At 55.3% G+C, this 14,009-nt stretch carries 14 protein-coding genes; 11 read left to right on the top strand and 3 right to left on the bottom strand.

Translation table 11 applies throughout. The features are described 5' to 3' along the window. Nucleotides 1–61: 61 nt before the first annotated feature. Nucleotides 62–1,093: a 16S rRNA (guanine(1207)-N(2))-methyltransferase RsmC gene (gene rsmC / locus V6940_RS12505; protein WP_333496077.1), complete on the bottom strand. Its 1,032-nt coding sequence runs from the start codon at nucleotides 1,091–1,093 to the stop codon at nucleotides 62–64. Nucleotides 1,094–1,195: 102 nt separating this feature from the next. Between rsmC and V6940_RS12500 the strand changes: the two genes are divergently transcribed. The 9 genes from V6940_RS12500 (at nucleotide 1,196) to V6940_RS12460 (ending at nucleotide 9,072) form a co-directional block, all read left to right on the top strand. Continuing rightward, nucleotides 1,196–1,609: a DNA polymerase III subunit psi gene (locus V6940_RS12500; protein ID WP_333496076.1), complete on the top strand. Its 414-nt coding sequence runs from the start codon at nucleotides 1,196–1,198 to the stop codon at nucleotides 1,607–1,609. Beyond that, complete coding sequence (gene rimI / locus V6940_RS12495) at nucleotides 1,578–2,024, top strand: ribosomal protein S18-alanine N-acetyltransferase (protein ID WP_333496075.1); 447 nt, start codon at nucleotides 1,578–1,580, stop codon at nucleotides 2,022–2,024. The genes V6940_RS12500 and rimI overlap by 32 nt, the downstream gene beginning before the upstream one ends. A 14-nt stretch (nucleotides 2,025–2,038) precedes the next feature. Continuing rightward, the gene (gene yjjG / locus V6940_RS12490) at nucleotides 2,039–2,719 is read left to right on the top strand and encodes a pyrimidine 5'-nucleotidase (RefSeq protein WP_333496074.1); all 681 of its coding nucleotides are present in this window, start codon (nucleotides 2,039–2,041) and stop codon (nucleotides 2,717–2,719) included. 93 nt (nucleotides 2,720–2,812) lie between these two features. Further along, nucleotides 2,813–4,402, top strand: coding sequence for a peptide chain release factor 3 (gene prfC / locus V6940_RS12485; RefSeq protein ID WP_333496073.1), 1,590 nt, complete (start codon nucleotides 2,813–2,815; stop codon nucleotides 4,400–4,402). A gap of 402 nt (nucleotides 4,403–4,804) precedes the next feature. Next, nucleotides 4,805–5,401: a molecular chaperone OsmY gene (gene osmY, locus V6940_RS12480; RefSeq protein WP_333496072.1), complete on the top strand. Its 597-nt coding sequence runs from the start codon at nucleotides 4,805–4,807 to the stop codon at nucleotides 5,399–5,401. A 128-nt stretch (nucleotides 5,402–5,529) separates the two neighbouring features. Then, nucleotides 5,530–5,691: a DUF1328 domain-containing protein gene (locus V6940_RS12475; RefSeq protein WP_064547200.1), complete on the top strand. Its 162-nt coding sequence runs from the start codon at nucleotides 5,530–5,532 to the stop codon at nucleotides 5,689–5,691. A gap of 121 nt (nucleotides 5,692–5,812) precedes the next feature. After that, nucleotides 5,813–6,871, top strand: coding sequence for a patatin-like phospholipase family protein (locus tag V6940_RS12470; protein WP_333496071.1), 1,059 nt, complete (start codon nucleotides 5,813–5,815; stop codon nucleotides 6,869–6,871). Next, on the top strand, nucleotides 6,868–7,647 hold the full coding sequence (locus tag V6940_RS12465) for a metal-dependent hydrolase (RefSeq protein ID WP_333496070.1): 780 nt from the start codon (nucleotides 6,868–6,870) through the stop codon (nucleotides 7,645–7,647). Before V6940_RS12470 ends, V6940_RS12465 begins: the two co-directional genes overlap by 4 nt. A gap of 147 nt (nucleotides 7,648–7,794) precedes the next feature. Continuing rightward, nucleotides 7,795–9,072, top strand: a complete 1,278-nt coding sequence (locus V6940_RS12460) for a NupC/NupG family nucleoside CNT transporter (protein ID WP_185668250.1) — start codon at nucleotides 7,795–7,797, stop codon at nucleotides 9,070–9,072. On the opposite strand, the gene V6940_RS12455 is transcribed toward V6940_RS12460, so the two are convergent. After that, on the bottom strand, nucleotides 9,067–9,930 hold the full coding sequence (locus V6940_RS12455; RefSeq protein ID WP_333496069.1) for a YjjW family glycine radical enzyme activase: 864 nt from the start codon (nucleotides 9,928–9,930) through the stop codon (nucleotides 9,067–9,069). The genes V6940_RS12460 and V6940_RS12455 overlap by 6 nt on opposite strands. After that, nucleotides 9,902–11,452, bottom strand: a complete 1,551-nt coding sequence (locus V6940_RS12450; protein WP_333496068.1) for a YjjI family glycine radical enzyme — start codon at nucleotides 11,450–11,452, stop codon at nucleotides 9,902–9,904. The genes V6940_RS12455 and V6940_RS12450 overlap by 29 nt, the downstream gene beginning before the upstream one ends. A gap of 258 nt (nucleotides 11,453–11,710) precedes the next feature. On the opposite strand from V6940_RS12450, the gene deoC reads away from it, so the two are divergent. Both deoC and deoA read left to right on the top strand, forming a co-directional pair. Next, nucleotides 11,711–12,490 (top strand): deoxyribose-phosphate aldolase, encoded by a 780-nt coding sequence (gene deoC, locus V6940_RS12445; RefSeq protein WP_333496067.1) that lies wholly within the window; start codon nucleotides 11,711–11,713, stop codon nucleotides 12,488–12,490. A gap of 179 nt (nucleotides 12,491–12,669) precedes the next feature. After that, nucleotides 12,670–13,992, top strand: coding sequence for a thymidine phosphorylase (gene deoA, locus V6940_RS12440; RefSeq protein WP_333496066.1), 1,323 nt, complete (start codon nucleotides 12,670–12,672; stop codon nucleotides 13,990–13,992). Nucleotides 13,993–14,009 lie beyond the last annotated feature (17 nt).

The following is a 14,009-nucleotide window of genomic DNA, read 5'->3' as shown; positions in this document are numbered from 1 at the left end:
TCCGGCGCTGCTCGGTGTCTCGCCGGATGGCGGCGTAAACGCTTTATCCGGCCTACATGAGTTAGGCTTTTTTAGCCTGACGGGTCAAAACGGTACGGTACACTTTAAAACGGCCAGTCTGGGCAATCACTTCGTGGAAACCAAACATCTCGTCCAGCACCGCCGGATACGGCAGGAAGGCGTTCGCCACAATACGCAGCTCGCCGCCGCTGTTCAGGTGACGAACCGCGCCGCGGATCAGCGTTTGTGCGGCATCCAGGCTGGTTTGCATCCCATCATGGAACGGCGGGTTGGAGATAATCATGTCGAAGCGACCGTTAATCTCAGAGAAGACGTTACTGGCGATGACTTCACCTTCAAAGCCGTTAGCCGCAAGCGTTGCGCGGCTGGCTTCAACGGCTGAAGCGCCCACGTCGCACAGCGTCAGACGCACCTTCGGTGAATGGCTGGCAAGGGTTGCCGCCAGTACGCCAGCGCCGCAGCCGACATCCAGCACTTTGCCTTTGGTATGCGGGGTGAGGGTAGAAAGCAGCAGCTGGCTACCGACATCAAGACCGTCGCGGCTGAATACGCCAGGTAGGGTTTTGATGGTCAGGTTATCCTGCTGGTACTCGCCCCAGAAGCTCTCCGCATCGAAGGTCGGCTGTTTTTCCAGACGGCCATGGTACAGGCCGCAGCGACGCGCGCTGTCGATTTTGTTCAGCGGGGCATATTCAGCCAGCATCTGCTCGGCGCTACGTACGCCGCTGCGGTTTTCACCGACGACAAAAATATCGGTACCAACCGGCAGCAGAGAAAGAATGTTCATCAGCTGGAACTGAGCTTCCGGCTTGTTCTTCGGCCAGTAGTAGATCAGGGTATCGCAATCCGCCACGTCTTCTGCCTGAGCCACCAGGCTAAAGCGAACGTTATCTTCCATCTGACGGCTCAGCACCTGCCAGTGGTGAAATTGTTGGGTATGCGCGCGGCTTGCCGCGGTTTCCAGACGTGCGGGCAGGTCATCCTGCAGATCGCCGGCAAAGAAAATACGGCTCTGTTCGAAATCATCACTGTGGCGCAGCAAGACTTCACTTGCCGGGGTAAAAGCAGACATGAATTAATCCTCAATAAACTTAGGCGGGGATTATAGTGTGTAATTGGCGCAGTTTCGATGAATTTGCTATATTTGCGCCCTTGATAGACAGGAGCGTTTCACATGACATCCCGGCGAGACTGGCAATTACAACAGTTGGGTATCACCCAGTGGGCATTACGTCGCCCTGGGGCACTGCAGGGTGAAATTGCGATTACGCTTCCGCCGCACGTCAAGCTGGTGATGGTTGCCGAGGCGTTACCGCCGCTCACTGAGCCGCTGATTAGCGATATTCTCCGCGCGCTGTGCCTGACGCCGGACCAGGTTTTACCGCTGACGCCTGACCGGGTGGCGATGCTGCCGCAGGACAGTCGATGTCACTGCTGGCGTCTTGGCAACGATACGCCGGTGACGCTGGAAGGGGCGATGATTTCGACGCCTCCGTTTAATGAACTACAGGCTAGCGCGCAAGCTCGCGCCGCGCTGTGGCAACAAATTTGCGCCCATGAACACGATTTCTACCCTCAGCACGACTGATTTATCCCGCGCCTTTCACATTGAAACGCGCGCGCATGCGTTTCCCTGGAGTGAAAAAACCTTCGTCAGCAATCAGGGCGAGCGCTATCTGAACCTCCAACTGTCCGTCGATGGGGAAATGGCCGCGTTTGCCATTACTCAGGTCGTGCTGGACGAAGCCACGCTGTTCAACATTGCCGTCGATCCTGCGTATCAGCGCCGTGGTCTGGGGCGTGAACTGCTGGAGCATCTCATTGATGCGCTAGACGCGCAGGGCGTGGTGACGCTATGGCTGGAAGTGCGAGCCTCAAACCACGCGGCCATCGCGCTGTATGAAAGCTTAGGCTTCAATGAGGCGACGATCCGTCGCAACTATTACCCCACGGCAGAAGGCCGTGAGGACGCCATCATTATGGCGCTGCCACTCAGTATGTAAGACAAGGTGAAAAGATGAAGAAGTGGGACTGGATTTTCTTCGATGCCGATGAAACGCTGTTTACGTTTGACTCGTTTAGCGGCTTACAGCGGATGTTTCTCGACTATAGCGTGACCTTTACCGCGGAAGATTTCCAGGACTACCAGGCGGTCAATCAGCCGCTGTGGGTGGACTACCAGAATGGCGCGATCACCTCGCTGCAGCTTCAGCACCAACGTTTTACCAGCTGGGCGGAGCGTCTGAACGTGAAACCAGGCGACCTGAACGATGCCTTTATGAACGCGATGGCGGAAATCTGCGCCCCGCTGCCGGGCGCGGTATCCCTGCTGAATGCCCTGAAAGGCAACGTGAAGATGGGTATCATCACCAACGGCTTTACGTCGCTGCAGCAAATTCGCCTGGAGCGCACCGGGCTTCGCGAACACTTTGATCTGCTGATTATTTCTGAAGAAGTGGGTGTGGCAAAACCGGATCGTCGGATCTTTGACTATGCCCTGGAACAAGCCGGCAATCCGGACCGTTCCCGCGTGCTGATGGTCGGCGATACCGCCGAGTCTGATATTCGCGGTGGGATGAACGCTGAGTGGGCAACCTGCTGGCTGAACGCGCATCAGCGTCCACTGCCAGAAGGCATTACGCCTGACTGGACGGTGACCTCATTGCATGAACTGGAGTTACTCCTGTGTAAACAGTGATTGCCAGCCCCCCTTTGATGGGTAAAATAGCCGCAATTTTTTCGTATTCAACATGCGCGGTGCGAAGCCGTGCTTACTCAAGAAGATTGAATTATGACGTTGTCTCCTTATTTGCAAGAGGTGGCCAAACGCCGCACTTTTGCCATTATTTCCCACCCGGATGCCGGTAAAACGACAATCACTGAAAAAGTACTGTTATTCGGACAGGCTATTCAGACCGCCGGTACGGTAAAAGGCCGTGGCTCCAGCCAGCATGCAAAATCTGACTGGATGGAAATGGAAAAGCAGCGTGGTATCTCCATTACCACCTCCGTGATGCAGTTCCCGTATCACGATTGCCTGGTGAACCTGCTGGACACCCCGGGGCACGAAGACTTCTCCGAAGATACCTACCGTACCCTGACGGCGGTGGACTGCTGTCTGATGGTTATCGATGCCGCGAAAGGCGTTGAGGATCGTACCCGTAAGCTGATGGAAGTGACCCGTCTGCGCGATACGCCGATCCTGACCTTTATGAACAAACTCGACCGTGACATCCGCGATCCGATGGAAGTGCTGGATGAAGTTGAGCGCGAGCTGAAAATTGGCTGTGCGCCAATCACCTGGCCAATTGGCTGCGGCAAGCTGTTCAAAGGCGTTTACCATCTCTATAAAGATGAAACCTATCTGTATCAGACTGGTAAAGGCCACACCATTCAGGAAGTGCGTATCGTTAAGGGCTTAAACAACCCGGAACTGGATGCCGCCGTCGGTGAAGACCTGGCGCAGCAGCTGCGTGATGAGCTGGAGCTGGTTCAGGGCGCTTCCAACGAGTTTGATAAAGAGCTGTTCCTGGCAGGCGAAATTACGCCGGTATTCTTCGGTACCGCGCTGGGTAACTTCGGCGTTGACCATATGCTGGACGGTCTGGTGGAGTGGGCGCCGGCGCCAATGCCGCGTAAAACCGACACCCGTCTGGTGGAAGCGCAGGATGAGAAATTCACCGGCTTCGTCTTCAAAATTCAGGCCAACATGGACCCGAAACACCGCGACCGCGTCGCGTTTATGCGCGTAGTGTCCGGGAAATATGAGAAGGGCATGAAGCTGCGTCAGGTTCGTATCGGTAAAGACGTGGTGATCTCTGACGCACTGACCTTTATGGCAGGCGACCGTTCTCACGTTGAAGAAGCCTATCCAGGCGACATCATTGGTCTGCACAACCACGGTACCATCCAGATTGGTGACACCTTCACCCAGGGCGAAATGATGAAGTTCACCGGTATTCCGAACTTCGCGCCGGAGCTGTTCCGTCGTATTCGCCTGAAGGATCCGCTGAAGCAGAAACAGCTGCTGAAAGGGCTGGTTCAGCTGTCTGAAGAGGGCGCGGTACAGGTCTTCCGTCCAATCGCCAACAACGATCTGATCGTGGGCGCGGTGGGCGTGCTGCAGTTTGACGTGGTCGTTGCGCGTCTGAAAAGCGAATACAACGTGGAAGCTATCTACGAATCGGTGAACGTCGCTACGGCCCGTTGGGTTGAGAGCAAGGACGTGAAGAAATTCGAAGAGTTCAAACGTAAAAACGAAGTTCAGCTGGCGCTGGATGGCGGTGATAACCTGACCTATATCGCCCCAACCATGGTGAACCTGAACCTGACGCAGGAACGTTATCCTGAAGTTGAGTTCCGTAAAACTCGCGAGCACTAAAAAACCCTTCAGGGTGCGGCATCCGCTGCACCCTGACGCTTTTCCTTCCTAATTAGCCGCTTACGGAAAGTTCTTAATTCCCCCTCTTTTTCCGCTAACTGTCTGTTTTTTGACCAGTGAAGCGGGCGATTTCAAAATTGTGATCTATATTTAACAAAGCGATGACATCTACGTTGGCTTTAAATGCTGATAATGCGTCCTTGTTAAGCGCTTAAAGCTAACGTTTATTTCTGTCGCAATATTAATAACTGGCTCAGAGCGCAATTTCGCGGTGTTTGATGGCCCTGGTGGACTCGGGGAGCCGTGAGAAGTATGCGAGCAGGGATTCTTGACCCTATTCAGCAATGCAACCTGCGTGTTGCTAGTGCTCGGATGATGAGCAAAACATACAGGAATATATTGATGACGATGAAAAAACTGACGATCTCTAAAACGCTGCTTGCCGTGATGCTGACCTCCGTTGTCGCCACCGGCGCTGCCTATGCCGAAACCACGACAATGGATAAGGCTCAGGCGAGTGCTGAAAGCGCAGGAAGTAAAGTGGGTAGCTTTATGGATGACAGCACCATCACGGCGAAAGTAAAAGCCGCGCTGGTAGATAACGAGAGTGTGAAGAGTTCCGACATCTCGGTGAAAACGGACAAAAAAGTCGTGACGTTGAGTGGCTTTGTGCACAGCCAGGCTCAGGCCGAAGCGGCCGTTGCGGCGGCGAAAGCGGTTGAGGGCGTCGCTTCTGTGAGTGACAAACTCCATGTTCGCGACAGTAAAGAAAGCTCTATGAAAGGCTACGCCGGCGATGCGGCAACGACCAGTGAAGTCAAAGCAAAACTGCTGACTGATGATATCGTTCCCTCGCGTGATGTGAAAGTTGAGACCACCGATGGGGTTGTACAGCTGTCGGGTACCGTGAAATCTCAGGCACAAAGCGATCGTGCTGAAAGTATCGCCAAAGCAGTTAAAGGCGTGAAAAGCGTCAAAAATGATCTGAAAACGCAGTAATAAGTGGTGATTTTGTCTGCTGCTATTTGGCAGGAGACAAAATGTGCACCACACTAAAAATAGTGCATATGAGCGGTTTGAAGGCTCATAGCAAGCGGTCGACATTAACTATGGTAAAGGAGAAGCTTATGTTTCGTTGGGGCATTATATTTCTGGTTATCGCGTTAATTGCCGCCGCATTAGGATTTGGTGGACTGGCAGGTACGGCTGCGTGGGCAGCAAAAATCGTGTTCGTTGTCGGGATTATTATCTTCCTGGTGAGCCTGTTTACCGGGCGTAAACGGCCCTAGAACGCTACGCGTTAACTAGCATGACACCAAAGCCAGTCCAGCGGACTGGCTTTATTAGTTTTAGCCGAGCGGAAATTAGGCTACTTTGTCAGTCTGGTGAATAAAAAACAGGTAGGCAGAGATGGGGCAGCGTATACCCGTCACGCTTGGCAATATTGCGCCATTATCGCTGAGTCGTTTCAAACCTGGCCGCACGGCACTGGTTTGTGAAGGGGGAGGACAGCGAGGAATTTTCACCGCTGGGGTGCTTGATGAGTTTATGCGCGCGCAGTTCAACCCTTTCGATCTCTACTATGGCACCTCTGCGGGCGCGCAAAATCTTTCCGCCTATCTGTGTAACCAACCGGGATACGGGCGTAAAGTCATCATGCGCTACACCACCCGGCGGGAGTTTTTCGACCCGGTACGTTTTGTCCGTGGCGGTAATCTTATCGACCTCGATTGGCTGGTTGGGTCTACCGCAGGACAGATGCCGCTGGCGATGGAAAACGCCGAACGCCTGTTTGAGTCGGGAAAATCCTTTTATATCTGTGCCTGTCGAAGCGATGACTATACGCCCAGCTATTTTTCGCCCACCAGGCAGAACTGGCTCGATATTATTCGGGCGTCCAGCGCGATTCCTGGCTTCTATCGCCCCGGCGTCGCACTGGATGGCGTCAGTTACCTGGATGGTGGCGTGAGCGATGCGATCCCGGTGCGCGAGGCGGCAAAACAGGGGGCTAAAACGCTGGTGGTGATCCGTACCGTTCCATCGCAGATGTACTACACGCCGCAGTGGTTTAAACGTATGGAGCGCTGGCTGGGTGAAAGTAGCCTGCAGCCGCTGATGAATCTGGTGCAGCACCATGAAACGACCTACAGTGAAACCCAGCAATTTATTGAGAACCCGCCGGGTAAGCTGCGTATTATTGAAATCTACCCGCCGAAACCGTTACTGAGTATGGCGCTAGGCAGCCGCATCCCCGCACTGCGTCAGGACTACAAGACAGGGCGCTTATGTGGCCGTTACTTTCTGGCGACCATTGGTAAACTGTTGGCTTCGACTCCACCGCTAGTGCGCCACCTCAAACAAGGCCTATCTATTCCCCCGGTGCCCGTGGTGGAAGATATGCCCAACGTCGCGATGAACGACGTACCCTCCGTAAACGAAACACTCTTTGATGATAAGGATCTGGCGTGAACGGCCGTTTTATTGATACCCATTGCCACTTCGATTTTCCTCCATTTACCGACGATGAAGAGGCGAGTATTCAGCGTGCGGCCGCCGCTGGCGTTAGCAAGATAATCATTCCGGCCACCGAGGCCGACAATTTCCCTCGCGTACTGGCGCTGGCCGAACGGTTTTCTCAGCTGTATGCCGCCATTGGGCTTCACCCTATTGTGGTCGAGCATCATGGCGATGAGAGCCTGGCGCAACTGGAAGCGGCAATCGCCCTAAGGCCAGAAAAATTGGTGGCGGTGGGGGAGATTGGGCTCGATCTCTACCGGGAGAACCCGCAGTTTGAACGCCAGCAGTACCTGCTGGATGAACAGTTGCGGTTGGCAAAGCGTTACGATTTGCCGGTGATCCTCCATTCACGACGCACCCATGACAAGCTGGCGCTTCACCTGAAACGACATAACCTGCCGCGAACCGGTGTGGTACACGGTTTTGCCGGTAGCCTCCAGCAGGCGGAACGCTTCGTTCAGCTGGGCTATAAAATCGGCGTAGGCGGTACGATCTCCTATCCTCGCGCCAGTAAAACCCGCGACGTGATGGCGCAGTTGCCGCTTTCATCGCTGATTCTGGAGACTGATGCCCCGGATATGCCGCTCAACGGCTATCAGGGGCAACCGAACCGCCCGGAGCGGATTGCTGATGTGTTCACGCACCTCTGTTCGCTGCGCAGCGAACCTCCGGAAGAGATTGCTTCAGCGCTGCTGGCAAATACGCACGCCCTTTTTTCGCTCTCATGAAGTGACGTAGATCTCATTACTGGTTATTCATCTGTTACTGTTGCGTAAAACCTGTGACGTTTTGCAAAAAATATAATTACGTAGCGTTATAATCGCCGCGATTGGTTTGCCGTAATTATTATGTTTTTCAATACACAGGGACTCTGTATGCAAATCCTCATGGGACTCATCGGCATGGTGGTGTTGCTCGCCATTGCCTTACTTCTCTCCAGCAATCGTAAAGCGATTAACTACCGAACCGTACTGGGTGCCTGGCTTTTGCAGATAGGCATTGGTGCACTCATCCTCTATGTACCTGCCGGGCGTAAAGTCCTGCTGGCGATGTCCGAAGGCGTGGCCAACGTGATTGCCTACGGCAATGAAGGTATCGGCTTCCTGTTCGGCGGCCTGGTCTCCGATAAGATGTTTGAAGTCTTTGGCGGCGGCGGCTTTGTGTTTGCGCTGCGCGTACTGCCAGTTATCGTCTTCTTCTCCTCGCTGATTGCGGTGCTGTACTACATCGGTATCATGCAGTTCGTGATCCGTATTCTGGGCGGCGCGTTGCGTAAAGTGCTGAAAACCTCACGCACGGAATCGCTCTCTGCTACGGCAAATATCTTTGTCGGTCAGACCGAAGCACCGCTGGTGGTGCGTCCGTATATCGCCACCATGACCCGTTCCGAGCTGTTTGCCGTGATGTGCGGCGGCCTGGCCTCGGTGGCGGGTTCCGTACTGGCGGGCTATGCACAGATGGGCGTACCGCTGGAATACCTGATTGCAGCCTCGTTTATGGCGGCGCCTGGCGGCCTGCTGTTTGCCAAAATTATCGTGCCGGAAACGGAAACGCCGCACGACTCTCCAACGCTTGAAAAAGATACGAAGAACCCGGACGCACCGGCAAACGTACTGGATGCTGCGGCATCGGGCGCGGCATCCGGTATGCAGCTGGCATTGAACGTAGGCGCGATGCTGCTGGCGTTTATCGCGCTGATTGCACTGCTGAACGGGATGCTCTCCGGCATTGGCGGTTGGTTCAACCATCCGGAATTGTCGCTGCAGCTGATTCTTGGCTGGCTGTTCGCACCGCTGGCGTGGGTGATTGGTGTGCCGTGGGGCGAAGCAACGGTGGCGGGCTCGTTTATCGGGCAGAAGCTGGTGATCAACGAATTCGTGGCCTACATGAACTTCGGTGAATACCTGAAGGCGGATGCTGAAGTGGCTGCGGCCGGTCTGCAGGTGATCTCCAACCACACCAAAGCAATTATCTCCTTCGCCCTGTGCGGATTCGCGAACCTCTCCTCGATTGCCATTCTGATTGGCGGTCTGGGCAGCATGGCGCCAAACCGTCGTCAGGATATTGCGCAGCTCGGCCTGAAAGCCGTTGCCGCCGGGACGCTCTCCAACCTGATGAGCGCCACCATCGCGGGCTTGTTCCTCGCCCTATAAGTACAGCGCCGGAGGGATAAGCCTCGTTATTCCTCTGGCCTGTAGCGCCTGGCTGACGGCATCAATATCCGTCGGCCCGGCGCTACCCCACGCCTTTGCCTCACCGTAAACGCCGTGCACGTGAAATGCGTTCAGACGCACGGGAATATCCCCCAGCCCGGCGATAAACGCGCCTAGCGGCTCCGCTTCCTCCAGATAATCACTGTGCCCCGGAATGACCAGCAACCGTAGCTCCGCCAGCATGCTGCGTTGGGCAAGCCACTGAATGCTCTGTTTGATCCGTGCGTTACCGCGCCCGGTCAGGGCCAGATGGCGGTCGCTATCCCAGGATTTTAAATCGACCATCACCCCGTCACACATCGATTGCAGCTTCTGCCAACCGCTTATCGGCAGCTCGCCGTTGCTGTCGACAAGGCAGGTCAGGTGCGCCAGTGAAGGCGTAGACTTCAGCGCCTGGAAGAGGGCGATGATGAACGGCAGCTGCGTGGTGGCTTCGCCGCCGCTGACGGTAATACCCTCAATAAACGGCGCGACCTGCGCTATTTGCTGAATCACCTGTTCTACGCTCATGGTTTGCGCCATCGGCGTGGCCTGCTGCGGGCACATATGCAGACAGGTATCGCACTGCTGGCAAACCTCCGCCTGCCAGCTGACTTTCCCGTCGTGCACGCTTAACGCCTGGTGCGGACACTGCGGCACGCACTCACCGCAGTCGTTGCAGCGCCCCATCGTCCACGGGTTATGGCAGTTTTTGCAGCGCAGGTTGCAGCCCTGCAGAAACAGGGCCAGGCGACTGCCGGGCCCATCGACGCAGGAGAACGGGATGATTTTACTGACTAAAGCGCATCTGCTGTTCATGGCTCACGACACGAGGTTGACGTTCCAGGATACGCGTGTTGCGTGCGGCTTCTTCGCCCAGCCACGTGGTGTTGGTGCGGGAGCCTTCATCACGATATTTTTGCAGGTCGGACAGGCGCACCATATAGCCGGTGACGCGCACCAGATCGTTGCCGCTGACGTTGGCGCTGAACTCACGCATCCCCACTTTGAACGCGCCGAGGCAGAGTTGCATAACCGCCTGCGGATTGCGCTTCACGGTTTCGTCCAGGGTCAGAATATCGCTGATCCCCGCGGTGTAATGGGCGTGATGTGGCGCGACGGTGAGCAGGTGGTTAATCGGATCCGGCTCGTCGCCATACGGCAGACGCGCGCCCGGCGTGGTGCCAATGTCTGAGCTGATGCCGGACTGCGCATGGAGCAGCGCGCGCTGCTGCCAACCGTACTGTACCGGCGTACGGGCGACAACGGCGGCAAGCTCAGCGCTGATGCGGTAGGCCAGCTGATTCGCCTGCTCGTCTTTACCGTAGCGCCCGCTAATCCCTTCGCGCTCGCATAAGGTGTTGACCGCTTCGGCGAGCGCATAGATGCCGAACATCGGCACAAAACGATCCGGGTCGATCAACCCTTCACTCACCAGGAAGCTATTCTCAAAGAAGTGCGACTCCTCGTAGAGGAAGCGACAGCGCGCATCAATGATCTCGATTTGCAGCTGGCAGAAGCGCGGTAACGCGTTGGCAAAGAAATCATCGAGCGATTCACTGCGCTGTGCCACCTGCTGGAGGTTCAGGCGCACTAGCGTACTGCCACCGCCGGCAAGCGGCAGCGAGTTGTAACAGCTTACGATGCCATATTGACCATTTGTGAATATTTTATCATTTAACGGCCCGTTGGCGATGTGCGGTTTACTGCACTCGCAGATATTTTGTGCCACCTGTAACAGCAAATCATCTGGTGTAATCGCTGGGTCGTAGATAAAGGTAAGGTTTGGTGCAACCTGCTTTAACTCAGCGTCTGCGCGTAAAATGGCGCGTGTGACAGGCGTATCGTGCGGGCCGATGTTAACGTGAGTGAAGGCGTCCGGCAGCGTGCGGTCGAGATAGCGCCAGAAACGTTTTATTCGAATATCAATTTCATCTTGTGTTAGAATTCTAACATAAGGCGATAACAGTGCATCAAGATGACCGAGGTAAACCGGCATCGCCGTCACGGAAGGGACGTGGTGGTACAAAATGGTTAGCAGCGAAAGGGCATCATCCAGATCTTTGGCTCCCTCCAGCTCCAGCCATTCAGACCCGTTAGCCAGAAAACGCGCGTAGTCCGGTAAGACGTAGCGCGGTTTATATGGCGCATGCCCTTCATACATATCGCAAATGACGCCGTCGGCCAGCGCCGCCCGCGCTTCCTCAGAGAGTTCTGGGTATGGCAGGGCGTTTTCGGCCTCCAGCGCCAGAAAATGACGTTTCTGTTCTGGGGTTAACACGGAGCTTGTCACAATTTGCTGGCAGTGTTGCAGCAGTGATGAATCATTCGATGTTGGCATGTTCAGTTCCTCAGACGAGCGATAGGCGAAGTGTATGAAAAACGATGAGGCCGTCTTTTGATCCCAGCGGCCGAACGGGTGCTTTAATTACCGTTTCTGGTTCCAAAATTTGATGTATGTCTCGTTATTGTTATGCAATTTTGTACGAAGTTTTCACTAAGTGTGATGAAAGTCGAAGTGTGAACGCGGGGCAGTGTTACAATAGTCACAGACCCGCAAGGTAACGATTTACACGGCAGTATGCCGTCGGAGAGAAAAATGACTGATTTAAAGGCAAGCAGCCTGCGTGCGCTGCAGTTGATGGACTTAACTACCCTGAACGAAGACGATACCGACGCGAAAGTGATCGCGCTGTGTCATCAGGCGAAAACGCCGGTGGGCAACACCGCCGCTGTCTGCATCTATCCGCGTTTCATTCCGATTGCGCGTAAAACGCTGAAAGAGCAGGGAACCCCGGACATCCGCATCGCCACCGTCACTAACTTCCCGCACGGTAACGACGACATCGATATTGCACTGGCGGAAACCCGCGCGGCTATCGCCTACGGTGCTGACGAAGTTGACGTGGTCTTCCCATACCGCGCGCTGATTGCTGGCAACGAGCAGGTTGGTTTTGATCTGGTGAAAGCTTGTAAAGACGCCTGTGCGGCGGCAAACGTGCTGCTGAAAGTGATCATCGAAACCGGTGAGCTGAAAGAAGAAGCGCTGATTCGTAAAGCGTCTGAAATCGCCATCAAAGCCGGTGCTGATTTCATCAAAACCTCTACCGGTAAAGTGCCGGTGAACGCGACCCCAGAAAGCGCGCGCATCATGATGGAAGTGATCCGTGATATGGGCGTGCAGAAAACCGTGGGCTTCAAGCCAGCGGGCGGCGTTCGTAGCGCAGAAGACGCGCAGCTGTTCCTGTCTATCGCTGACGAAATGTTCGGTGCGGACTGGGCTGACTCCCGTCACTACCGCTTCGGCGCTTCCTCTCTGCTGGCTAGCCTGCTGAAGGCGCTGGGCCACGGCGACGGTAAGAGCGCTAGCAGCTACTAAGTTTGCATGCTCGACGGGTGTACCCTCACCCCGACCCTCTCCCTGGAAGGGAGGGGGAGAAAACCGGGTAACGTGATGACGTATAAACGATGTCATACGGTTCCCTCTCCCCTCGGGGGAGAGGGCTAGGGTGAGGGGTTATCCCCGCAGCCTCGCTATTAACTCCAAAGGAGGGTACCTTGTTTCTCGCTCAAGAAATTATTCGCAAAAAACGTGATGGCCATACGCTGAGTGATGAAGAAATTCGTTTCTTTATCAACGGAATTCGTGACAACACCATCTCTGAAGGGCAGATTGCCGCGCTGGCGATGACCATTTTCTTCCATGATATGAGCATGCCGGAGCGTGTCTCGCTGACCATGGCGATGCGAGATTCAGGCACCGTCCTGGATTGGAAGAGCCTCAACCTCAACGGCCCGATTGTCGATAAGCACTCTACCGGCGGCGTGGGTGACGTAACCTCGCTGATGCTTGGCCCAATGGTTGCGGCCTGCGGTGGCTATATTCCGATGATCTCCGGTCGCGGCCTCGGCCATACCGGCGGTACGCTCGACAAACTGGAAGCCATTCCGGGCTTCGACATCTTCCCGGACGACAACCGTTTCCGTGAAATTATTAAAGACGTGGGTGTGGCGATTATTGGGCAGACCAGCTCGCTCGCACCGGCGGACAAACGTTTTTATGCCACCCGCGATATTACCGCAACGGTGGACTCCATCCCGCTGATCACCGCTTCTATTCTCGCCAAAAAGCTGGCGGAAGGTCTTGATGCGCTGGTGATGGACGTGAAAGTAGGCAGCGGCGCGTTTATGCCAACCTATGAACTCTCTGCGGCGCTGGCGGAAGCCATTGTGGGCGTTTCTAACGGCGCAGGTGTGAAAACCACGGCGCTGCTGACCGACATGAACCAGGTGCTGGCCTCCAGTGCAGGTAACGCCGTGGAAGTGCGCGAAGCGGTGCAGTTCCTGACCGGTGAATACCGCAACCCGCGCCTGTTCGATGTCACCATGGCCCTGTGCGTTGAGATGCTTATCTCCGGCAAGCTGGCTAAAGACGATGCCGAAGCGCGCGCCAAACTGCAGGCCGTGCTCGACAATGGCAAAGCGGCTGAGATCTTTGGCCGCATGGTGGCGGCACAGAAAGGCCCGACTGATTTCGTTGAAAACTACGCGAAATATCTGCCGACGGCGATGCTGAGCAAAGCCGTCTATGCTGATACCGAAGGTTTTGTCAGCGCGATGGACACCCGCGCGCTGGGTATGGCGGTGGTTTCTATGGGCGGCGGTCGTCGCCAGGCTTCTGACACCATTGATTACAGCGTTGGCTTCACTGACATGGCCCGTCTGGGCGACAGCGTTGACGGACAGCGTCCGCTGGCGGTGATCCACGCGAAAGATGAAGCAAGCTGGCAGGACGCGGCGAAAGCCGTGAAAGCGGCAATTAAACTGGACGATAAAGCGCCTGAAATTACGCCAACCGTCTATCGTCGCATCACCGAATAGTTATATACTGATCTGAT

It is taken from the genome of Kluyvera sp. CHPC 1.251 (assembly GCF_036759945.1).
GTDB classification, from domain to species: Bacteria; Pseudomonadota; Gammaproteobacteria; order Enterobacterales; family Enterobacteriaceae; genus Kluyvera; species Kluyvera sichuanensis.
This window is presented reverse-complemented; position numbering and strand designations above follow the sequence as displayed.